Origin of the sequence: Pseudomonas cavernicola, assembly GCF_003596405.1 — a bacterium.
Taxonomy (GTDB): Bacteria; Pseudomonadota; Gammaproteobacteria; order Pseudomonadales; family Pseudomonadaceae; genus Aquipseudomonas; species Aquipseudomonas cavernicola.
Map to the genome: position 1 here is coordinate 2,381,479 of NZ_QYUR01000002.1, position 22,683 is coordinate 2,404,161.

General features: G+C 60.5%; 19 protein-coding genes and 4 tRNA genes. 4 read left to right on the forward strand and 19 right to left on the reverse strand.

What is annotated here, in order from left to right; all coding sequences use genetic code 11:
• Positions 1-2: 2 nt before the first annotated feature.
• From leuB to leuC, 4 genes are all read right to left on the reverse strand, one after another.
• Positions 3-1,085, reverse strand: coding sequence for a 3-isopropylmalate dehydrogenase (leuB, locus tag D3879_RS11370; RefSeq protein WP_119954349.1), 1,083 nt, complete (start codon positions 1,083-1,085; stop codon positions 3-5).
• A 95-nt stretch (positions 1,086-1,180) separates the two neighbouring features.
• Complete coding sequence (locus D3879_RS11375) at positions 1,181-1,945, reverse strand: class I SAM-dependent methyltransferase (RefSeq protein WP_119954350.1); 765 nt, start codon at positions 1,943-1,945, stop codon at positions 1,181-1,183.
• A 55-nt stretch (positions 1,946-2,000) separates the two neighbouring features.
• Entirely contained in the window at positions 2,001-2,645 is a 645-nt protein-coding gene (gene leuD, locus D3879_RS11380) for a 3-isopropylmalate dehydratase small subunit (RefSeq protein ID WP_119954351.1), read from the reverse strand.
• 1 nt (position 2,646) lies between these two features.
• Complete coding sequence (gene leuC / locus D3879_RS11385) at positions 2,647-4,095, reverse strand: 3-isopropylmalate dehydratase large subunit (RefSeq protein WP_119954352.1); 1,449 nt, start codon at positions 4,093-4,095, stop codon at positions 2,647-2,649.
• A 138-nt stretch (positions 4,096-4,233) separates the two neighbouring features.
• Here leuC and D3879_RS11390 point away from each other — a divergent pair, with 138 nt between their 5' ends.
• Both D3879_RS11390 and D3879_RS11395 read left to right on the forward strand, forming a co-directional pair.
• Positions 4,234-5,115 (forward strand): LysR family transcriptional regulator, encoded by an 882-nt coding sequence (locus D3879_RS11390; RefSeq protein ID WP_119954353.1) that lies wholly within the window; start codon positions 4,234-4,236, stop codon positions 5,113-5,115.
• A 117-nt stretch (positions 5,116-5,232) separates the two neighbouring features.
• Complete coding sequence (locus tag D3879_RS11395; protein WP_119954354.1) at positions 5,233-8,529, forward strand: sensor domain-containing protein; 3,297 nt, start codon at positions 5,233-5,235, stop codon at positions 8,527-8,529.
• A 114-nt stretch (positions 8,530-8,643) separates the two neighbouring features.
• Here the strand turns inward: D3879_RS11395 and D3879_RS11400 are convergent, their stop codons facing one another.
• The 13 genes from D3879_RS11400 to D3879_RS11460 form a co-directional block, all read right to left on the reverse strand.
• On the reverse strand, positions 8,644-9,090 hold the full coding sequence (locus D3879_RS11400) for an Hsp20 family protein (protein ID WP_119954355.1): 447 nt from the start codon (positions 9,088-9,090) through the stop codon (positions 8,644-8,646).
• 119 nt (positions 9,091-9,209) lie between these two features.
• Positions 9,210-10,184 (reverse strand): tRNA dihydrouridine synthase, encoded by a 975-nt coding sequence (locus D3879_RS11405; protein ID WP_119954356.1) that lies wholly within the window; start codon positions 10,182-10,184, stop codon positions 9,210-9,212.
• A gap of 277 nt (positions 10,185-10,461) precedes the next feature.
• Positions 10,462-10,911: an acyl-CoA thioesterase gene (locus D3879_RS11410; protein WP_119954357.1), complete on the reverse strand. Its 450-nt coding sequence runs from the start codon at positions 10,909-10,911 to the stop codon at positions 10,462-10,464.
• Positions 10,908-11,558, reverse strand: a complete 651-nt coding sequence (locus D3879_RS11415) for a bifunctional 4-hydroxy-2-oxoglutarate aldolase/2-dehydro-3-deoxy-phosphogluconate aldolase (RefSeq protein WP_119954949.1) — start codon at positions 11,556-11,558, stop codon at positions 10,908-10,910. The genes D3879_RS11410 and D3879_RS11415 overlap by 4 nt, the downstream gene beginning before the upstream one ends.
• 33 nt (positions 11,559-11,591) lie before the next feature.
• Entirely contained in the window at positions 11,592-13,394 is a 1,803-nt protein-coding gene (edd, locus tag D3879_RS11420; RefSeq protein ID WP_338014882.1) for a phosphogluconate dehydratase, read from the reverse strand.
• A gap of 48 nt (positions 13,395-13,442) precedes the next feature.
• Entirely contained in the window at positions 13,443-14,126 is a 684-nt protein-coding gene (gene pgl / locus D3879_RS11425; protein ID WP_119954359.1) for a 6-phosphogluconolactonase, read from the reverse strand.
• Positions 14,127-14,243: 117 nt separating this feature from the next.
• Complete coding sequence (locus D3879_RS11430; protein WP_119954360.1) at positions 14,244-15,080, reverse strand: alpha/beta fold hydrolase; 837 nt, start codon at positions 15,078-15,080, stop codon at positions 14,244-14,246.
• A gap of 11 nt (positions 15,081-15,091) precedes the next feature.
• Positions 15,092-15,631 (reverse strand): TetR/AcrR family transcriptional regulator, encoded by a 540-nt coding sequence (locus D3879_RS11435; protein ID WP_119954361.1) that lies wholly within the window; start codon positions 15,629-15,631, stop codon positions 15,092-15,094.
• Between the two features lie 184 nt (positions 15,632-15,815).
• A tRNA-Glu gene (locus D3879_RS11440) sits at positions 15,816-15,891 on the reverse strand.
• Positions 15,892-15,973: 82 nt separating this feature from the next.
• Positions 15,974-16,049: transfer RNA gene (locus D3879_RS11445), tRNA-Ala, on the reverse strand.
• A 51-nt stretch (positions 16,050-16,100) separates the two neighbouring features.
• Positions 16,101-16,176: transfer RNA gene (locus tag D3879_RS11450), tRNA-Glu, on the reverse strand.
• A gap of 69 nt (positions 16,177-16,245) precedes the next feature.
• A tRNA-Ala gene (locus D3879_RS11455) sits at positions 16,246-16,321 on the reverse strand.
• A 122-nt stretch (positions 16,322-16,443) separates the two neighbouring features.
• Complete coding sequence (locus D3879_RS11460) at positions 16,444-17,187, reverse strand: TrmB family transcriptional regulator (RefSeq protein ID WP_119954950.1); 744 nt, start codon at positions 17,185-17,187, stop codon at positions 16,444-16,446.
• A 223-nt stretch (positions 17,188-17,410) separates the two neighbouring features.
• On the opposite strand from D3879_RS11460, the gene D3879_RS11465 reads away from it, so the two are divergent.
• Complete coding sequence (locus tag D3879_RS11465) at positions 17,411-18,985, forward strand: MFS transporter (RefSeq protein ID WP_119954362.1); 1,575 nt, start codon at positions 17,411-17,413, stop codon at positions 18,983-18,985.
• Positions 18,986-18,999: 14 nt separating this feature from the next.
• Positions 19,000-19,929: a carbon-nitrogen hydrolase family protein gene (locus tag D3879_RS11470; protein WP_119954363.1), complete on the forward strand. Its 930-nt coding sequence runs from the start codon at positions 19,000-19,002 to the stop codon at positions 19,927-19,929.
• A 228-nt stretch (positions 19,930-20,157) separates the two neighbouring features.
• Here D3879_RS11470 and gltX read toward each other — a convergent pair whose 3' ends face one another.
• On the reverse strand, positions 20,158-21,639 hold the full coding sequence (gltX, locus tag D3879_RS11475) for a glutamate--tRNA ligase (RefSeq protein ID WP_119954364.1): 1,482 nt from the start codon (positions 21,637-21,639) through the stop codon (positions 20,158-20,160).
• A gap of 78 nt (positions 21,640-21,717) precedes the next feature.
• A complete protein-coding gene (locus D3879_RS11480) occupies positions 21,718-22,638 on the reverse strand; it encodes a LysR family transcriptional regulator (RefSeq protein ID WP_119954365.1) in 921 nt (306 codons plus the stop codon).
• Between the last annotated feature and the right edge of the window lie 45 nt (positions 22,639-22,683).

The window sequence follows — 22,683 nt, forward strand, 5'->3', positions numbered from 1 at the left end:
AACTAGAGTGCACTCAGAGCTGCGACCACCGCATCGCCCATTTCACGAGTACCGACCTTAGTGCAACCTTGCGACCAGATATCACCGGTACGCAGACCTTGATCCAGCACCAGACTCACGGCTTTTTCGATGGCTTGCGCCGCGGCGCTCTGGTTGAAGCTGTAGCGCAACAACATCGACACGGAGAGGATGGTCGCCAGCGGATTAGCAATGCCCAAGCCAGCGATATCCGGCGCCGAACCGTGGCACGGCTCGTACATACCTTTGTTGTTGGCATCCAAGGATGCGGACGGCAACATACCGATGGAACCGGTGAGCATCGAAGCCTCGTCCGACAGAATATCGCCGAACATGTTGTCGGTCACCATCACGTCGAACTGCTTGGGCGCCCGTACCAGCTGCATCGCCGCGTTATCGACATACATGTGGCTGAGTTCGACGTCGGCGTAATCCTTGGCCACTTCCTCGACCACTTCACGCCACAGTTGGCTGGACTCCATGACGTTGGCCTTGTCCACCGAGCAAAGCTTCTTGCCACGCACACGGGCCATGTCGAAACCGACCTTGGCGATCCGGCGGATCTCGCTTTCGCTGTACGGCAAGGTGTTGTAGCCCTGACGTTCGCCATTCTCCAGGGTACGGATACCGCGCGGGCCGCCAAAATAGATGCCGCCGGTCAGTTCGCGAACGATGAGGATATCCAGACCGGAAACCACCTCCGGCTTCAGTGTCGAGGCATCCGCCAGCTGCGGATAGAGGATGGCCGGCCGCAGGTTGGCGAACAGGCCCAACTCGGCACGAATTTTCAGCAGGCCTTTTTCCGGACGGATGGCGCGATCCAGCTTGTCCCACTTCGGCCCGCCAACGGCGCCGAGCAATACCGCGTCCGCCGCACGCGCACGCGCCAGGGTTTCGTCGGCCAGCGGCACGCCGTGCTTGTCGATGGCAGCGCCGCCGATGACGTCCTCGCTCAGCTCAAACCCGAGCTGGAACTTGTCATTCGCCAGCTCCAGCACCTTGACCGCTTCGGCCATGATTTCCGGGCCGATACCGTCACCGGGGAGAATCAGAATCTGCTTGCTCATAACTTCCTCATTTATTGGTGGCGGCATCGCCAAATTCTTATTCAGGAGCGAGCAGCGCTAATCGTTCGCGATGCTCGCTCCTACGAAACAAAAGCTCAACGCTCAGCCCAGAGCACCAGCACATCGGTACTGAAGGAGCCGTCGTCGGTTATTTCGAAATACTCGCGCACCTCTTCACCCACCGCAGCCTGCAAGGCCCGGATGGCCGCACGGAACACCTCGGGGGTGCGCATGCGCTCAACCCATGAGCCGAACTCCAGGCGCAAACGCTGCCGCGTATGGCTGCGCGTGTAGAGACCAGCGTCGCTGACCTGCTGGAGCCACTCGGCCGCCGAATAGTCGCGCACGTGGCTGGTGTCGCGCAGCACTTCCACCGTTTGCAGATGGGTATCCAGCAGCGGGCTGCCCGGCGACATCACATCGATAAAGGCCGCCACGCCTCCCGGTTTGAGCACGCGCCGCACTTCCCGCAGGGCCAAACCAAGATCACTCCAGTGGTGCGCCGAATAACGACTGAAGACGAAATCGAACTCGCCATCGGCAAACGGCAGCTTCTCGGCTGCACCGCGCTCGGTGCACACATTGCCCAGCCCACGCTGCTCGGCAGCCGCAGCGACCACCTCGAGCATTTGCGCCGACAGGTCATAGGCCACCACCTCACCTACCAATGGTGCCACCTGGAAGCTGACATGCCCGGCGCCACAGCCGAGATCAAGCACGCGCGCATCCGCACGCCCTGCGACCGCTGCCTGCAGTAGCGCGAACTCAGCCCCTTGAGCATGCACTTGGCTGCTCAGGTAAGCGCTGGCCTGCTCGCCAAACTGGCGCTGGACGTTTTCTTCATGGGTCTTGTCGCTCACGGCCACCTTCCTTTAACTCGGACTAGAACTCGCTCCTACAGAAAGCGTGAAAGCTTCAGGCGTCGCGGAACAACCAAGGCTGGCTTTGCCGATGCTTAACCTCGAAGGCACTAATGGCCTCGCGGTCTTGCAGGGTCAGGCCGATATCGTCCAAACCATTCAACAAGCAATGCTTACGGAAATCATCGACCTCAAAACTCAACACCTTGCCATCGGCGCGCGTCACGGTCTGCACCGCCAGATCCACGCTCAGCTGATAGCCCTCATTGGCCTCGACCAACTGGAACAGCTCGTCGACCTCAGCTTCCGGCAAGATGATCGGCAGCAGGCCGTTCTTGAAACTGTTGTTGAAGAAGATGTCGGCATAACTCGGCGCGATGATGGCGCGGAAGCCGTACTCCTCCAGCGCCCACGGTGCGTGCTCGCGACTGGAGCCACAGCCGAAGTTCTCGCGGGCCAGCAGCACGCTGGCACCCTGGTAACGCGCTTGGTTGAGCACGAAATCCTGGTTCAGCGGGCGATTGGAGTTATCCCGGCCCGGCTGGCCGACATCCAGGTAACGCCACTCATCGAACAGGTTCGGGCCGAAGCCCGAGCGCTTGATCGACTTCAAAAATTGCTTGGGGATGATCTGGTCGGTGTCGACGTTGGCACGATCGAGCGGAGCGACGAGACCGGTGTGCTGGGTAAAAGGCTTCATCTCAGGCTCCTGTGCTCGGCGCAGTTTCTTTAGAGAGTGTGCGTACATCGATAAACCGACCAGTCACCGCGGCCGCGGCGGCCATTGCCGGGCTGACCAAGTGGGTACGCCCGCCGGCGCCCTGGCGACCTTCGAAGTTGCGGTTGGAGGTGGATGCGCAATGCTCGCCACTACCCAACTTGTCCGGGTTCATCGCCAGGCACATCGAACAGCCCGGTTCACGCCACTCAAAACCGGCTTCGATAAAGATGGTGTGCAGACCTTCCTGCTCGGCCTGCGCCTTGACCAGACCGGAGCCCGGCACCACCATCGCTTGCTTGACCGTTGAGGCAACCTTGCGGCCTTTGGCGATAGCCGCGGCAGCGCGCAGATCCTCGATCCGCGAGTTGGTGCAGGAGCCGATGAACACGCGATCCAGGTGGATATCGGTAATCGCCTGATTCGCCGCCAAGCCCATGTACTTCAAGGCCCGTTCGATCGAGTCTTTTTTAACCGGGTCGGCCTCTTTGCTCGGGTCAGGCACATACGCATCCACCGGCAAGACCATCTCCGGCGAGGTGCCCCAGGTCACTTGCGGCTTGATCTGCGCGGCGTCCAACTCAACCACGGTGTCGAATACCGCATCGGCGTCGGAAACCAGATCTTTCCAGGCCTCTACCGCTGCGTCCCAATCCGCGCCTTTCGGCGCAAACGGACGGCCCTCGATGTAAGCGACGGTTTTCTCATCCGCAGCCACCAGGCCCACGCGCGCACCGGCCTCAATGGCCATGTTGCAGATGGTCATGCGGCCTTCTATCGACAAATCGCGAATCGCGCTGCCGGCGAACTCCAGAGCATGGCCGTTGCCACCCGCAGTGCCGATCTTGCCAATGATGGCCAGCACGATGTCCTTGGCGGTGACGCCGAAAGACAACTGCCCTTCGACCTTGACCAGCATGTTCTTCATCTTCTTCGCGACCAGGCACTGAGTCGCCAGCACATGCTCAACTTCAGAAGTACCGATACCGTGAGCCAGCGCACCGAAAGCACCATGGGTCGAGGTATGGGAGTCGCCGCACACCACGGTCATGCCCGGCAAAGTCGCGCCCTGCTCCGGGCCGATCACGTGAACGATGCCCTGACGCACGTCGTTCATCTTGAATTCGAGGATGCCGAACTCATCGCAGTTATCGTCAAGGGTCTGCACCTGGATGCGCGAAACTTCGTCGGCGATGGCAGCGATACCACCTTTACGCTCGGCGAGCGTGGTTGGCACGTTGTGGTCCGGGGTGGCGATGTTGGCATCGATGCGCCACGGCTTGCGCCCAGCCAAACGCAGACCCTCGAAGGCTTGCGGCGAGGTCACTTCGTGGAGGATGTGGCGGTCGATATAAATCAGCGACGAACCGTCATCCCGACGTTTAACCTCATGCGCGTCCCAGAGCTTGTCGTAGAGCGTTTTGCCGGCCATCAGAAAATCCTCATCAGCGTGTTTCTCTGCCGCAGCTATTAAATAGCCCTTTGGCTTATGTGGATGATCCTAGGGACTTGCATTAAATAACTCAAATTCATATTTTTCATACTTTGGATAACCCACAGGAATTCGAGCATGGATCTGGCCAGCCTCAACGCCTTCATCGCCATCGCCGAAACCGGCAGTTTTTCTGGGGCGGGAGAACGTCTGCATCTAACCCAGCCCGCGATCAGCAAACGCATCGCCAGTCTCGAGCAACAGCTGAATGTGCGCCTATTCGATCGCCTGGGCCGCGAAGTCAGCCTGACTGAGGCCGGCCGCGCTCTGCTGCCGCGCGCCTATCAGATTCTCAATGTACTGGATGACACCCGCCGCGCCCTGACCAACCTCAACGGCGAGGTGAGCGGCCGACTGACGCTCGCCACCAGCCACCACATCGGCCTGCACCGCCTGCCACCGCTGCTGCGCGCCTTTACCCGGGCGCATCCGCAGGTGGCGTTGGATATCCAGTTTCTCGACTCGGAAGTCGCCTATGAGGAAATCCTCCATGGTCGCGCGGAGTTGGCGGTGATCACCCTGGCGCCGGAAACCCACGCACCGGTCAGAGCGGTGGTGGTGTGGGACGATCCGCTCGACTTCGTCGCCGCCCCCGAGCATCCGCTGGCGCGCAGCGGTGCCATCACCCTGGCTGACGTGGCGCGGTATCCGGCGGTGTTCCCCGGCGGCAATACCTTTACCCATCACATCGTCAGCAAGCTGTTCGCCGCCGAAGGGCTGACGCCAAACATTGGCATGAGCACCAACTACCTGGAGACGATCAAGATGATGGTGTCCATCGGCCTGGCCTGGAGCGTGCTGCCGCGCACCATGCTCGATGAGCAGGTGGTTCGCCTACCCATATCGGGTGTTCAGCTAAGCCGGCAACTGGGGTACATTTTGCATACCGAACGCACGCTGTCGAACGCCGCCAAGGCGTTCATGCAGTTGCTCGATGGCCAGCGCCGCGCTATTGCCTAGCCGGCCTCGCTGTGGCTAAGGTGCGCACCTATAACAACAAGAAAAAAGGTTATCGCATGAACCCGCTTCGCCAGCATTGCGCGGGCGGCGCCGCTTCCGTCTCCGGAGAGTGCGCCCATGACCGCGCCGGGTAATCCCAGACTGCCTTCGCTTGCCATCCCGAACTTTAACGCCACCCCGGTCGAGCAACCATTGCATGACGCCCCGAGCTTGCTCGCCGCACTCGACAGCGCCGGACTGGGCACCTTCTCCTGGAGCATCAGCGGCGGGCGGTTCAGTTTGTCGAACGGCGCCAAGGCCCTGCTCGGCCTGGACCCCGCACACCCGCTGCCAGCGCGGTTCGATTATCTCGATCTGATCCCCTCCGAGGACCGCGACGCGCTCCGCGAAACAGCCCGCGCCGTACTCGCGGCACCCGGCACCAGCCACCTCCTGCAACACCGCATGCGCTGGCCGGATGGCAGCCTACATTGGCTGGAGGCGAGTCTCACCGTGCAACTGCAAGCGGACGGCGATACCCGCCTGGTGGGCGTGCTGCGCGACATCACCACACGCAAGGCGCGCAGCGAGGCGTTACGCAGCAGCGAGGAGACATTCAGCAGAACCTTCTACAACAGCCCGGACGCGGTGGTCATCACCGAACGCGACACGGGCCGCTTCCTCGAACTCAACCCCAGTTTCGAGCGGCGCTTCGGCTGGAGCCGCGCCGAGGCCCTGCAGCAGACTTCGCAGAGCCTGAGCATCTGGGTCGATCCTCAAGATCGCCAGCGTATGCTCGAGTTGCTGCAGCACGACGGCCAATTGCGCGAACTGGAAGTTCGCCTGCGTGCTCGCGACGGCAGCATCAGCCTCAACCTGCTCTATGGCAGCGAAATAGAAGCGCATGACCAAACCTGCCTGGCGCTGACCGTGCGCGACGTTACCCAGTTGCGTGCGCAGGAGCAGGCACTCAAGGACAGCCAGGAGCAACTGACCCTGGCCCTGACGGCCGCGCACCTGGGTACCTGGGATCTGGACATTCCGACGCAGAACCTCGAACTCTCGGCCCACTCCGCGGAGCTCCACGGCATGCCGCCCGGCCCCTTCGTCGGCCATATCGAACGGTTCTTTTCCTACCTGCCGGACGATGATCGCCAGGCCATGCGGCGCGTCTTTCGCGAACTGCTGCAAGGCCTGCGCAGCGACTTTCGCATCATCTACCGCTCACAGCAGGCCAGCGGCACAATCCGCCACCTGGAAACCACCGGCAAGATCTATCACGACGCCTGCGGCCAACCCCAGCGGCTGGTCGGCACGCTTGCCGACATCAGCGAACAGGTACAGCACGAGCAGCGCCTGAGCGCCTCCGAAGAAAAGTTCGCCAGCCTGTTCCAGACCAGCCCTTATCCGGTCTGCCTGCTGCGGGTGCACGACGCCACATTCTTGGAGATCAACCCCAGCTTCACGGAAACCTTCGGCTGGCGGCCCGAGGAGATCACCGGCAAAGACAGCGATGCGATTCAGCTGATCGCCGATCCCGAGCGGCGCCACGCGCTGCATCAGCGCATGATCGCCGAGCTCCAACTGGACAACGTCGAGGTGCAGCTGCAGACCAAGGACGGCCGGGCGCTAGTCTGCATGCTGTCCTGCCGCTATATCCGCATCGACGGCGCGACCTGCATCAGCACCACGATCTTCAATATCACCGAGCAGCAGCGCGCCGAGGCCGCGCTGCGCGCCAGCGAGGAGAAGTTCGCCAAGGCGTTCCACACCAGCCCGGACGCCATCTCCATCACCGAGTACGCGAGCGGCCGCTACCTCGAAGTCAACGAAGGCTTCTGCCGCCTGACCGGCTACCAGATGGAGGAGGTACTTGGGCGCACGCCCGTCGAGCTGAGAATCTGGGATCACAGCTTCAATCGCCAGATCATGCTCGAGCGTCTCGAGCATGACGGCCATATCCGCCATCACGAAGTGTCCTTGCGTCACCATGACGGCTCGACCCGGCTGGTCGATGCCTCCATCGAGCCACTCGATCTCAATGGCCAGCGCTGCCTGCTCTTGACTGCCCGGGATATCGGCGACCTGAAGGACGCCCAGGCGCAGATCCAGCATCTGGCCTACCACGACTCGCTGACCAACCTGCCCAATCGCGCCCTGCTGATGGATCGTTTGACCCAGCAGATAGCTCTGCTCAAGCGCCACGAGTTGCGCGGCGCCCTGCTGTTCCTTGACCTTGACCATTTCAAACACATCAACGACTCGCTCGGCCACCCGGTTGGCGACTCGGTGTTGAAGATGGTCACCGCGCGCCTGGAAGCCAGCGTCCGTCAGGAGGACACAGTGGCCCGCCTCGGTGGAGACGAGTTCGTCGTGCTGCTTTCCGGCCTGGAAGGTAAGCGTTCGGTAGTCACCCGTCAGGTGCGCCAAATTGCAGAGAAGCTGCGCAAGCTGTTGGCCGAACCCATGCTGCTCGATGGCCATCGCCTGCAAGTCACGCCCAGCATGGGCATCGCCCTGATCCCCGATCATGGCAGCACCCCAGCCGACCTGCTTAAACGCGCCGACATCGCTCTGTATCGAGCCAAAGACTCCGGGCGCAACGCCATCCAACTGTTCCGCACGACCATGCAAGAGGCGGCCAGCGAACGCCTGCGCCTGGAAAACGACCTACGCCAAGCCCTGGTGCGCGGCGAGTTCGAGTTGAGTTTCCAGCCGCAAGTGGATGCTCGCAATGGCCGTGTAGTGGGCGCCGAAGCCTTGCTCCGCTGGCAGCACCCGACCCGCGGCGCGCAGTCGCCGGCGCACTTTATCCAGGTACTGGAGGAAAGCGGGTTGATTCTCGAAGTCGGCGGCTGGGTACTGGCCGAAGCCTGTTACGCCTGCGCCCAACTGCTCGAGGAACACTTGGTCGAGGCCAATCACTTCAGCCTGTGCGTCAACATCAGCCCGCTGCAGTTCCGCCAGAACAACTTTGTCGAACGGGTAGCGAGCAGCCTGCGCGACAGTAACCTGCCCCACTCCATGCTCAAATTGGAGATCACCGAAGGCATCGTCATCCAGAATATCGACGACACCATCGCCAAGATGCACCGACTGAAGAAGCTCGGCGTCAGCTTCGCCATGGACGACTTCGGCACCGGCTATTCATCGCTGACGTACCTCAAGCGCTTACCGGTGGATGTACTGAAGATCGACCAATCCTTCGTCCGCGACGCCACCAATGACCCCAACGACGCAGAAATCATCCGCGCCATTGTCGCCATGGCCCGCAGCCTGGGCCTGGAAATGATTGCCGAAGGGGTCGAGCAGCAGGAGCAACTGGACTTCCTGCAACAACAGGGCTGCCATTTGTACCAGGGCTACCTGTATAGCAAGCCGTTACCGCTGCCGGAGTTTCGTGCCCTGCTCGCCCATGCAGCGCAACGGCCATGAGACTAGGAAAGCCGGGCGAGCACTGCAGGCGTAAGGGCGAATCACCCCATAGGAATTGCATGAAGCAGAAATGAACAAGGGCGCCTCTCGGCGCCCTTGTTCTTACGGCAAAGATTAACTTTCCAGCGCAGGGCCCACGCCGTTGATCGGGATGCGCTTGGCCTTCGCCTCTTCCGGCACGATCCGCTCCAGATCGATATTCAGCAGGCCGTTGGACAGTGCCGCAGACTTGACCTCGATATGGTCAGCCAGACGGAAAGACAACTTAAAGGCACGCTGAGCGATGCCATGGTGCAGATAGGTGACGTTCTGCGCGCTGTCGGCGCGCTTGCCGCCACTCACCGTCAACACGCCACGCTCGACCTGCAGTTCCAGGTCATCATCCTGGAAACCGGCGGCGGCAATGACAATGCGGTACTGGTCGTCCGCGTGTTTTTCGACGTTATAGGGCGGGTAGGAACTACCGGGCTCATTGCGCATGGCCGATTCGAACAGATCGTTAAAGCGATCGAAACCGATGGAATGGCGAAACAGCGGTGCCCAGGAACATGCAGTGCTCATATAAATCTCCTGATTTCAGCGAGTAATTGACCCGGGACCCGCTTGCGGCATCCCGGTACTCTTAGAAATAGGGACTGACGGAGCGATTTCAAGGCCGCGCTGATTGCGCCGAAAAAACCTCAGACCGCCGCCAACAGTTGCTCTTGATTCAGCTCAACACCCAACATGACATCGATCCGCTCACAGCAGCTCTCCCGCCGCACGGCATTGAACAGCTGCACCGCTTCCGGGTAATTGCGCGTCAGCAGGCCTAGCCACTGCTTCAGTCGACCCGGCGCATAGCGCGGGGAAAGCTTGCGCCGCGCCTGTAGCCAGAACTCCTGCAACAAGGGCATGAACTCGGCCCAGCGCATTTCCAGTACTTCATGGCCGGCCCGCGCCGCCGCGATCTGCCGCGCCAAGTCCGGGCGCGAAACCAGCCCACGGCCGAGCATGATGTCCTCGACCCCGCTGACCTCGCGGCAACGGCGCCAGTCGTCGATGCTCCAGATTTCGCCATTGGCGAACACCGGCACCTTGACCACCTCCTGTACCCGCGCCACCCACTCCCAATGCGCCGGCGGCTTATAGCCGTCGACCTTGGTTCGCGCGTGCACCACGATCTGTGCCGCCCCACCCTCGGCCAGCGCCCGCGCGCAATCCAAAGCACCATCGGGGCTGTCGAAACCCAGGCGCATCTTCGCCGTGACTGGAATCGCCGCCGGCACTGCACGGCGTACCTCGCGGAGGATGGCATGCAGCAGCTCCGGCTCTTTGAGCAGGACCGCGCCGCCGCGGGACTTGTTGACGGTTTTGGCCGGGCAGCCGAAGTTCAGGTCGATCACCGGCGCGCCCAGCTCGCAGGCGAAGGCGGCGTTATCGCCCAGGCAAATGGGATCGGAACCGAGCAATTGCAACCGCAGTGGCGTACCGGCGACGGTTCGCGCACCGGCCTCCAGCTCAGGCGCCAACTGCTGATAGGTCGTCGCCGGCAACAAGCGTTCAGACACACGGATAAACTCGGTGACGCACCAGTCGATACCGCCGACACGCGTCAGCACATCCCGCAGGATCTCGTCGACCAGGCCTTCCATAGGCGCCAGGGCGATTTGCATACACAAGGTTCTCAAGGAAAAGGCGCGCAGTTTACGGGCAACTCCCGCGTAGGAGAAATCCTGCGCAAAGCTGTTGGCGCTGAACTGTTGGCGCTGAAGCAGGTCGGTGCTGAAGTAGGTTGGTGCTGAACGCAGTGATGCCCAACAAGGAGTCGCCCCGCGACTCCCGATACTCGGCCCCACACACATACAAGCCCGGCCTTATAGGCCGGTTGTTGGGCATCGCCTTCGGCTCAGCGCCAACCTACACAACGCTTAACCAGGCATTAACGACCTGCTAGAGCTCCAATGGAAAAGGCTCGACCAGCGCCGGACCATAGCCATCAAGGAACTCTTGCGGCATGCGCTTTGGTTTACCGCTGGAGAGCTCGATACAGACGAAAGTGGTCTGCGCGCGCAGCAAGGTGGTGGCATCCGACGGGCGGATTAGCTGAAAACGGCGGGTCATTCTCAAACGGTGGTCCGACTCGACAATCCAGGTCGCCACCTGCAGTTCATCCTCTTCATAGGCGCTAGCCAGGTAATCGATCTCATGGCGCAACACCGCCATGGCGCGATCCAGGCGGCGGTACTCGGTCAAATCCAACCCCAAGCTCTGCGAGTGACGCCAAGCACAGCGCTCCAGCCAGCTGACATACACCGCGTTGTTGGCATGCCCGAGGCCGTCGATATCCTCAGCGGCAACCTGCAGATCGATAGTGAACGGCGTCGGCAAATCCCAGCTCATGCGTGGTGCTCCAGGCTACTGGCGAGGTCGCGCGCCTCGGCTGCCAGTTGGGTGATCTGATCCCAGGCGCGCGCGCGCACCAGATTGCTCGGCGCGATCCAGGTGCCGCCGACACAGGCGACATTAGGCAAACGCAGAAAGCTCAGCAAGTTGTCTGGCGTCACCCCACCGGTCGGACAAAACTGAATGCCGGTGAACGGGCCTTTGAAGCTTTTCAGCATTTTCACGCTGGTCGCGCCGTTGGCCGGAAACAGCTTCAGCGAGCGGTAGCCGTACTCCAGCGCCAGCAATACTTCCGAGGGCGTCATCACCCCGGGTAGGTAAGGCAGGCCGGAATCTTCCGCCGCAGCGGCCAGGCGCTCGGTGCAACCGGGGCTGACGGCGAAGTGGGCACCCGCCTCGCGCGCCTCGAGAAATTGTTCGGTGTGGATCAAGGTGCCGGCGCCAACCAGCAGATCTGGCAGCTCCTTGCGGATCGCTGCCAGCGCGTCCAGCGCCCGCGGTGTGCGCAGGGTCACTTCCAGCACGCGGATGCCCCCGGCGTGCAACGCGCGGGCCAAGTCGAGCGCCAGACTAATGTCCTCGATCACCAGCACCGGCAGCACCGGGCGGGCCTGTTGCAGCACCACATCCATCGTCAGGCTCATGCTCTCGCTTCCCATCCCAATAGTCCTAAAACCCTAAAACAACGTCGTCGCACCTTGGTCGGCCGGGCCAACCAAGCGGCGCTGGGCGGCAAACAGTCCCAGGCCAAAGCCTGGGGTCAATTCTTCAGGCGCACTAGCCGGCTCGCGCGCCGCCAACTCGGCCTCGCTCAACTCCACCCGCAGCACACCTTGCAGCGCATCCAGCTCGATCCAGTCGCCATTGCGCACCTTCGCCAAACTGCCACCAACCGCCGCTTCCGGGGTCAGGTGCAACGCCCCCGGCACTTGACCGGAAGCACCGGACAAACGTCCATCGGTGACCAATGCCACCTGCTGCCCGGCCTCCTGCAAGTTCGCCAGCAGTGGCATCAGTTTGTGCAGTTCCGGCATGCCATTGGCACGCGGACCTTGGAAGCGCACCACCAACACCAGGTCACCCACCAGCTCGCCGCGCGCATAGGCGGCCTGCACCGCCTCTTGGCTCTCGAACACTAGCGCCTGCGCCCGCACGTGCCAATGCGCTGGATCGACCGCCGAGGTCTTGAGCATGGCCCGCCCCAGATTACCGCTGAGCAGCGCCAGCCCCGCTTGCGCATCGAAGGGCTGCTGTGCCGTGCGGACGATATCCGGAGCCGGGCTTTGCTTCGGCAGTTCGCGCCAAGCCAAGCGATCACCATCCAACCAGGGCTCGCGGGCATAGGCCTGCAAACCCTCATCCGCGACTGTCTGGGCATCGGCGTGCATCAACCCGGCGTCGAGCAGCTCGCGAATGATCCACCCCGGCCCACCAGCCGCCTGGAACTGGTTCACATCGGCCGCACCATTCGGATAGACCCGCGCCAGCAGCGGCACCACTTTCGACAGCGCAGCAAAATCTTCCCAAATCAACTCATAGCCGGCGGCTCGGGCGATGGCCGGCAGGTGCATACCATGGTTGGTCGAACCGCCGCTGGCCAACAACGCCACCACGGCGTTAACCAGCGCCCGTGCGTCGATCTGCTTGCCCAGCGGCAGATAGCGCTCGCCCTGGCGACTGTTGCGCGCCACCAGGCGTGCCGCCTCGTCGGTCAATGCATCGCGCAGTGGCGTATGCGGATGGACAAAGGCGCTGCCCGGCACATGCAGTCCCATGGCCTCCATCAGCATTTGGTTGGTATTGGCGGTGCCGTAGAAGGTGCAGGTGCCTTCCTGGTGATAAGCCGCCTGCTCAGCGGCGAGCAGCTCATCGCGGCTGACCTCGCCACGCACATAACGCTGCCGCACGGCCGCTTTGTCCTTGTTGGCCAAACCGGAGTGCATCGGCCCGGCCGGCACGAACACTGCCGGCAGGTGCCCGAAGTGCAAGGCACCGATCAGCAGGCCCGGGACAATCTTGTCACAGACCCCAAGGTAGAGCCCGCCGTCGAAGATCGCGTGGGTCAGGCCGATGGCGGTGGCCTGGGCGATCAGATCACGAGAAAACAAGGACAGTTGCATGCCCGCCTCGCCCTGGGTGATGCCATCGCACATGGCCGGCACCCCGGCGGCGAACTGCGAAGTCGCACCGGCCTTAGCCAGGGCCAGCTTGAGCCGATCCGGATAATCCTTGAGCGGCGCATGCGCAGAAAGCAGGTCGTTGTAACTGGAAACAATAGCGATATGCGGCGCCCCGCCCTGCTTCATGATCAGCCGCGCATCATCTGCCTGTGCAGCCAAAGCATGGGCCAGGTTGGAGCAACCGAGCTTGTGCCGCGGATCGCGCGTAGCGGCGATCTCCAGCCGTGCCAAATACTGCGCACGGCGCGCAGCGGAGCGCTGCTCCAACTCGGCGGTAACCTGTTCGACAACGACCTGCAGCATGGCAATACCCGATTTTCAACAAGTACTCACTCACAGTGTACCGGCTCAGGGCGCCCAATAAATCCTCACCGGCAGTGGACTGCGCCAGAGCAATGCATATAGCGGCAGCGTGCGGCTGACCGGTTCGTCGGCAAGCACTGAGTCGATCATGCGCCTTTTAACCGGCCCGAAAGCCAGCAAGCCTATCCACTTGCCCTGCAGCAGCATCGGCAAATTCAGTGACAGACGGGTATATGGCTCGCTCGGGGCAATGCCCACCAGCCCAGCAGGCGCGGCGGCAGGATCGAGTGCCGCCACCAGCCCAGGCATACTGGGAAACAACGAGGCGATATGCGCGTCCTCGCCCATGCCCAGCAGCACCGCGTCGAACGGCAACCAGTCACTCAACTGCGCCGCCCAGGCGCTGGCAGACTGCTGAGGGCTTGCAGCCTGGCGCGGATCGAGGCAAGCCGCCTGGGGCAGCCCCCTATGCAGCAGACCCCAATTGCTCTGCGCATCGTCCGCGGGCACCCAACGTTCGTCGGTGGGGCTCAGGTCGATGCGCGACCACTCCACAGGCTGCGCCGCCAACAAGGGCAACAACGCCTGCGGACTACTGCCACCCGGCAATAACAGGCTAGCGCGTGATTGCTCGGCCAGCGCTTCTTGCAGTTGCGCAGCCAGGTCGGCACTCAGTTGCGCGATGCAGGTTTCACGCTGCGAATGTTGCAGGAAAACAGTCTGATTCATGACAGAGGGCTGGCACGCTAGCGATCGAAATAGACACCGCAATCATGCGCTATTCCAGACAGGCTCGCAGCCTGTCTGGAGCTGAACCGGCTGCAGCTCAGTTCCAGACAGCAACTTTCAAGCGACTGCACCCGCAGACGCCTGACGCACTCCCGCGAGCAACTCCAACACACCCTCGGTCAACCGCGGATCGGCCAGCACGCGCTGATGCCCGCCCTGCGCCAAGCGCAGTAACCGGCTATCGAACCAAGCCGTATGGATGATCTCGGCCTCACTCACCGGCACTATCGGATCATCTTCCGCATGCACGACCAAGCCAGGAAGATCCAACTGATAGCGCGCCACATCGAGATGTGCCGCAGGCATCCCGGCATACTGTTCAACCAGACGAACAAAGTGCGCCCGCGCCAACTCGGGTAATGCCATAAAACGCGCGAAACGCCATAGCATGCCGAGAATCCGACTAGGTGCCGAAATGCTCACCAATGCCTTGGTGCGCAAACCCAATTGGGTGGCCAACAGCGCACTGGCACCGCCCATAGAATGACCAATCACCGCTTGCAACGGCGGCAACTCACTAGCAGCCTCGAGCAAGGCGCGAGCGAACAACACCACGTTGGCCTCATGACCTGGCGAGCGGCCATGGGCGGGTGCATCCAGCGCTATCACGCCATAACCGGCATTAACCAGCGCCTCGATGAGTGCGGCGAACTGCGTCGGCCGACCTTCCCAGCCGTGCAGCAACAGCACCGTCGGGCCACTGCCCCAGCGCAACGCCGAGAGCCCAAACCGCAGCGTGATGCGCTCAGCCCGCCCGAGCAAAGGCAACTCCCAGTCGCGCGGCGGCAATTCGCGCGGCGTCATAAACTCGCGGCGCATCTTGCTCGCCACTACCCGCGGGGCAAGTTTACCGACGGTGGCATTGAAGCCACGCACCCAGCTCAAGTTGTTCATCGCACACCTCCTCAGACCACCGCCGACTTGGCGGCACGCAGCACTCGGTCGGACAGCTCGCCTGGGCCCAATGCCCGAGCCAAAGCCAGCCCGCCCACCATCAAGGCAAGATCGGCAAGTACGTTGTTGGCGTCTTCCGGGCTGCCAGCCAGCTCCGCCGTCATCAGCTCCAGATGTTCAGCCAAGGTCGTGCGAAACGCTTGCGGCAGACGCGTTAACTCACCCAGCGAACTAGGTAACGGACAGCCATCGGTTTGCGCATCCCGATGTTTACGGGACAGGTAAAACGCGGCCAGCAATGCCCGCCGCTCGGCTGCCGGCAGGCTCTGATCAAGCTCACTCAGCAAGCTGCGGCGACGCCCAAGCAACTGGCTAAAGGCCTCCAGCATCAGCGCATCCTTGCTCTCGAAATGCGCATAAAAGCCGCCAACGGTAAGCCCTGCTGCGCCCATCACTTCGCCCACACTGGGATCGGCCGGGCCACGCTGGAATAACGCCGCACTGGCAGCGCTGAGGATGCGTTCGCGGGTTTGCGCCTTCTTGTCGTTCATACTTGCCTCCAAAATATTACGATAATAATATTATGCTTGTAATAATTTTAAGCAAGCCGAAACCCACACCGCTGGTCGGCAAGACCGGAGAAAGACAGGAAGGGCAAGAGGAAAAATCAGCAGGCAAACAAAAGGGCCATTCCGTGAAGAATGACCCTCTAAAATCCCGCCAGGCGGGTAAAAATGGCGTCCCCTAGGGGACTCGAACCCCTGTTACCGCCGTGAAAGGGCGGTGTCCTAGGCCACTAGACGAAGGGGACAAAACCTTCGAAAAACAAGGCCAGCTTTACGCTGGCCTGTGGCAGTCTTTACAACTAGACATTTGAGTTGCAACTGCAGAATTGGTGGAGATAAACGGGATCGAACCGTTGACCTCTTGCATGCCATGCAAGCGCTCTCCCAGCTGAGCTATACCCCCAGATTTATCGCCTCTCGGCTCACAGCACCTTGCGGAACTGCTTTTTAATAATGGCGTCCCCTAGGGGACTCGAACCCCTGTTACCGCCGTGAAAGGGCGGTGTCCTAGGCCACTAGACGAAGGGGACGCAAAACCCTTCTAACAACTCGACCAGTTCAACGAACTGACCGTGGCAAGCCTTTCGGCTTAAAGAGATTGGTGGAGCTAGACGGGATCGAACCGTCGACCTCTTGCATGCCATGCAAGCGCTCTCCCAGCTGAGCTATAGCCCCATCTCAAGGACGGGGCGCATATTAAGTGCGCATTCGCGAGCTGTCAACAGTATTTTTCCTACAACTTGGCTTTTTTATGCTCACATAACAAACACTTACCATCACTGCAGGCAGCTAACCAGTCACTCCTGCGGCGGCACCTCGCTGGAAATCGCCCACAGACTTTCAAATAAAGTCTCCTGCAAGGCATAGAACTCTTCGCTCTGTATGACGAGCGCATAATGTTCTCGCTTGGATGAAATGAAAGACACCGTGTCATCGCACAGGTAGGCCGTCATATTCAGATCCACCCCTTGCGGGGCATAACGCAGAGCGCGCCGCTCCTGCGTCGAACTTGGCCAGATATTCTCGATATCGTGAATGCGCGAGCGAATCACCCTCAACGACAAGCCCTGCCGGTGGCGCTCGGCGATGTAGCGATCCATGACCGCCCTGCCCGGCGTTTCCAGCAACTCCGCCATTGCCAGAATGCCACGCAACTCTCCTGATCGGCACTTCAGGGTTTCCCATAGCACCGTCTTGATCCCCTCCACGCCCTCGAAGTAGCGAATACGCGGCTTGCTTTGCGAGCGGTTGTAAAGCGAACGCAGGTCCGGCAGCACCTCTTCAGCCAAGCGGCGCAACTCCTCGGCCCGCCGCACAAGCGCCCCCGGCTCCTCCGCGATGACCCGCAGCTTGCCATCCTTCTCGACCTGCGAAACCAAGCCTTCCTCAACCAGCCGCCCCAGCACGTCATACGCCGTAGTTCGCCCAATTCCTGCCTTACTGGCAATCGCTTGAACTGTCGCCTCACCCAACTCAAGAGCTGCCAGGTAAAAAGCTGCTTTATTGCCTTCTAGCCCCAGAGCCAGTAACGCCTTATCCATCCCCTCGCCCTCTCGCCGAATCATCCGTCAAGCCTACTCGACCCGCGTCATCGTTACGAGTTCAGCCAGAAAGAGGCCAAACCAAATCATCAAGTCGAAGTATTCCGTCTAAATAAAATATGTAATTTCAACAACTTAAAAAACGTTAAGAAATTAATGTCGACAATTTTCGACAAGCCATGCAATGCTCAAACTCCAAAACAGACAATACAGGGCAGTCAGCATGTCGACGCAAACCGACAATACACCCGAGCGCACACGCCTGGTAGTGGTAGCAGCTTCACTGGGGACTGTTTTCGAGTGGTATGACTTTTATCTCTACGGCAGCCTTGCCGTATTTTTCAGCGCCCTGTTCTTCCCGCCCGGCAACGACACCGCCGCCTTCCTCGCCAGCCTGGCAACTTTCGGCGCCGGCTTTGCCGTGCGCCCTCTTGGAGCACTGATATTTGGCAGGCTGGGAGATCGCATCGGACGCAAACACACATTCCTGATCACCATGGTTCTGATGGGGATTTCAACCACTGTTGTCGGCCTTCTGCCGAGCTATGCACAAATCGGCCTTTGGGCCCCTGCTCTATTGGTAGCCATGCGCCTGGTGCAGGGACTGGCGGTTGGCGGGGAATATGGCGGAGCTGCCACTTACGTTGCCGAGTACGCGCCCGCCAAAAAACGCGGTTATGCCACGAGCTGGATCCAGACCACCGCGACCGGCGGGTTCCTCATCTCTCTGGTAGTCATCCTTGGCTGCCGCCTGGCTGTCGGAGAGGAGAACTTCCGCGACTGGGGCTGGCGCATCCCCTTCCTGATCTCACTGGTGCTATTGGGGGTTTCCGTCTTCATCCGCCTGAAATTGGCCGAATCACCAGTGTTCCAACATATGAAGGACTCAGGAGAACTCTCCGAAGCCCCTATCAGCGAAAGCTTCGGTAACTGGAAAAACCTCAAGCAGGTTCTGATCGTTCTGTTCGGTATTACTTCGGGCATGACTGTGATCTGGTACAGCGCACAGTTCTATGCGCTGTTCTTCCTGCAGAACACGCTGCACGTGGATTTCCAGAACGCCTCACTGATCTTCAGCGTGGGCCTACTACTCGGCACGCCAATGATCGTTTTGTTCGGCTGGCTTTCCGACCGCGTGGGCCGCAAGCGAATCATGCTGGCTGGCATGCTATTGGGCGCGCTGACCCTTATCCCAATCTTCAAAGGCATCGCTTTCTACGCCAATCCACAGCAACACCAGTTCGCCGAACGCTATCCGATTGTGCTCAACGGCGGGATCTGTCACTTCAGCCTATTTGCAAAACCACAAAGCGACTGTGACCGTGCCAGCCAGTTCTTTGCCAAGGCCGGCCTGTCTTATCAGACCAACCCTGGAAATACTGAGCAACTGGAAGTGCGCATTGGAGAGAAAAAGCTCATAGGCTTCGACGAAACGGCTTATCGGGAAATATTGAAGAACGCTGGGTATCGAGAAAAAGCCAATCCCGAGGAGATCAATCACAGCATGGTGATCCTTTTGATCATCCTGCTGATGACCTATGTCGGAATGGTTTACGGGCCCATGGCGGCATTCATGGTGGAGATGTTCCCGGCACGCATCCGCTATACCTCGCTATCCCTGCCCTACCACATCGGAATTGGCATTCTTGGCGGCTTCCTGCCCTTCCTTGCTGCAGCGCTGGTGGTCTACTCCGGAAATATCTTTGCCGGCCTCTATTACCCGGTAGCTGTCGCCCTGATCAGCGCAGTCATTGGCGTGATCTGGGTTCCCGAAACTTACCAGCGAGACATCACCTGATGAGAGGCGAATCCATGAACTCAAACATTAGGGCAGCCGTCGTTCAGGCCGGCTCAGTTCCTTTTGACGCGGATGCGACCCTGCAATGCTTGGCAGAAAAAGCAGTCGAAGCCGCAGCCCAAGGGGCAAAACTCGCCGTCTTTCCCGAGGCATTTATTGGCGGCTACCCCAAAGGCTGCACATTCAGCACCCCCGTTGGCTTTCGCACGCCAGAGGCTCGCGAAGCCTATCGGCAATATTTCGAAGCTGCCATTGAGGTGCCCGGAACGCATACAACACGCCTAGAGGAAATTGCTCGAGAAAACGACCTATTCATCGTGGTCGGTGTCATCGAGCGAGAGCTGGGCACCCTCTATTGCACAGTGCTATTCATCGACCCTCAGCAGGGATTGATCGGCAAGCATCGCAAACTGATGCCCACGGCAGCCGAGAGGCTCATCTGGGGATTCGGCGACGGCTCCACCCTACCAGTGCTCGAGACCCCTCTAGGACGCATCGGCGCGGTGATCTGCTGGGAAAACTACATGCCGATGCTGCGCATGGCCATGTACGCCAAGGGCATTCAGCTTTACTGCGCCCCCACCGCCGACGACCGCGACAGCTGGGTCGCGTCCATGCAGCACATCGCGCTCGAAGGGCGCTGCTTCGTCCTCAGTAGTTGCCAGTACATTACCCGTGGCGCCTACCCTACGGACTACAAATGTGAACTCGGCGACGAGCCCGAAACCGTGCTGCTTAGAGGAGGCAGCCTTATCATCGACCCGCTCGGCAACATTCTTGCTGGTCCACTCTATGGAACGGAAGGCATCCTCTACGCCGACCTCGACATGGCGCAGATCAGCCGAGGCAAGTACGACTTCGATGTAGCAGGCCATTACGCCAGACCTGATATTTTCCGCCTACTTCTGGATGAAAACCCTAAAACACCAATCATCCAAGCCTGACTTCACAAATGAAAAGCCCCGCAAGTGCGCAAGCCGTTCAGTAAAAGTGTTGATGGACTGAGCTGAAAGGCATGCCCTACCTGGGCCGAAGAACAGAAAACCCTCGGAAGATAATTTCTCCGAGGGTTTTCTGTTTCTAGGCCCCGTGTTAGACAGGCTCAGCCACTCACTTTCAACACCTTAAGCGAACGGCTTGGCAAGTGCGGGGCTTTTCACGACAGCAAGCGATCAAGCAATCGCCTGTAGCACCTTCTCCCATTCCTTGGTTTCTTTCTTCGACACGCCACCCAACAGCTCGATCGCCTGACGCAGGCGGAAGCGCGTGAGGTCGGGGCCGAGAATCTCCATGGCATCCAATACCGATACCGAGCTGGCCTGACCGCTGATCGCCACGAACATCAGCGGCATCGCATCACGCAGCTTCAGTTCCAGATGCTCGACCACCGCCTGGATGCAGCCCGTAATGTTGTCTTTTTCCCACTGACGCAAGGCCTCCAGCTTCCACAGGATCAGTTGCATGACCTGCCGCACCTGCTCGGGCGTGAGCTTCTTGTGCTCGAACAGCTTGACATCCAGCGGCAACGCACCGGCAAAGAAGAAGCTGGCCAACGGCGCGATCTGGCTGAGCGTCTCCACCCGTCCCTGCACATGCGGAGCAATCTTCATCAAGTATTCAGGGTTGAGCGCCCACTTCTGCACTTCCGCCGCGAACGCCTCGACGCTCAACTCGCGCATCCATTGGCCGTTCAGCCAAGAGAGCTTCTCCAGATCGAAAATCGGCCCACCGAGGGAAACCCGCTGAATGTCGAAGTGCTCGACCATCTCATCGAGGGTGAACTTCTCGCGCTCGTCCGGCATCGACCAGCCCATGCGGCCGAGGTAGTTGAGCATCGCCTGCGGCAGAAAGCCCATGCGTTCGTAGAACGTGATCGAGGTGGGGTTCTTGCGCTTGGACAGCTTGCTCTTGTCCGGGTTGCGCAGCAGCGGCATGTAGCAGAGTTGCGGCTGCTCCCAACCGAAGTATTCGTACAGCTTGATCAGCTTGGGCGCTGACGGCAGCCACTCTTCACCACGCAGCACATGGGTGATACCCATCAAATGGTCATCCACCACGTTGGCGAGGAAGTAGGTCGGCAGACCGTCGGTCTTCATCAGCACCTGCATGTCCATGCGATCCCAAGGAATCTCGACCTCGCCACGGAGCATATCCGGTACCACGCAGACGCCTTCGGTCGGCATCATCATGCGGGTCACATTCGGCTCGCCTGCCGCCAGACGCTGCCCCACTTCGTCTTTCGACAGGTGCATGCAAAGACCATCGTAGCGCGGGGTTTCCTTACGGTCGGTCTGCTCCGCACGCAGCTTGTCCAAACGCTCGGCAGTGCAGAAGCAATGGAAGGCATGGCCTTTTTCCACCAACTCGGCGTTGTATTTCTGGTAGATCGGGCCTCGCTCGCTCTGCCGATACGGGCCATGTGGGCCGCCCACATCCGGGCCTTCGCTCCACTCGATACCCAGCCAGCGCAACGCGTCGTAAATCTGTTGTTCGGACTCGCGAGTCGAACGTACCTGGTCGGTATCTTCGATACGCAGGATGAACTCACCGCCGTGCTGGCGAGCGAAGCACAGGTTGAACAGGGCAATGTAGGCGGTGCCAACATGCGGGTCGCCAGTAGGTGACGGCGCAATACGGGTACGGACGGTGGTCATGGAGAGTCTCGAATAACGGATCAATTAAGGAGCCTCCGATTGACTCAAAGGCTCTCCGGCGCATGGCTGCGCCGTTTATTAAAGCTGCAATGTTAACAGGCGCGCTGCCGTGGGCTCCAGCAACTGGCCGTCTTCGAGCGGCAGACTGCGCATCAGGAAATCCAAGAAGGCTTTCACCTTCATCGCCTGGAAGCGTCGAGACGGATAGACCGCGTAGAGTTCACTGATCGGTAGCCGCGCCCCGGGCAGCAGCTCAATCAGCTGACCACTCTGCACCATCGCCTCACTGATCATCACTGGCAACCCGGCGATCCCCGCTCCGGCCAATGCCGCCTCGCGGGCGAAGGTGATGTTGTTGCAGGACAGCACGCGCTGGCAGGGGATGCTTTCGCCGAGCAGCGGCCAGTACCGCGGCGAATCTTGCGGCAAGAGGATAGCGCGATGAGTGGCCAACTGCTCGGCCGTTACCGGCACACCATGGGCCGCCAGGTACGCAGGGCTGGCACACAGGCGCCGACTGCTGGCAAAGAGTTTGCGCGCGATCAGCGTGGAGTCCTGCGGCTGTCCGAGCAAAATGGCGATGTCTACGCCCTCTTCCACCGGGTCAACGTGACGCGAGGTGATCTCGGCCTCCGCCGTAATCTGCGGGTATTGACGCATGAACGCGCCGAGCACCCGGCCGAGAAGCAACTGGCCGAACTCGATCGGCGCGGTGATCCGCAGCAATCCCGAAGGTTCCTGCTGGAGCTGCATGACGGCCTGCTCGGCCTCGGCAAAGTCCAGCATGATCTGCCGGCAACGCTCGTAGTACGCCTGACCGACCTCGGTCAGGCGCAATTTGCGCGTGGTGCGGTTCAGCAGACGCACACCGAGGCGCTCCTCCAACAGGGCGATACGGCGGCTGACCGTGGACTTCTGCATTCCCAAACCCAAGGCGGCCTGGGTGAAGCTGTGGCATTCCACCACCCGGGTAAAGATCAGCGCATCATCCAGCCCCATGATTGTTCCTCATAAGCAACAAAGTTTCTGAATTGTAGCGGCTAC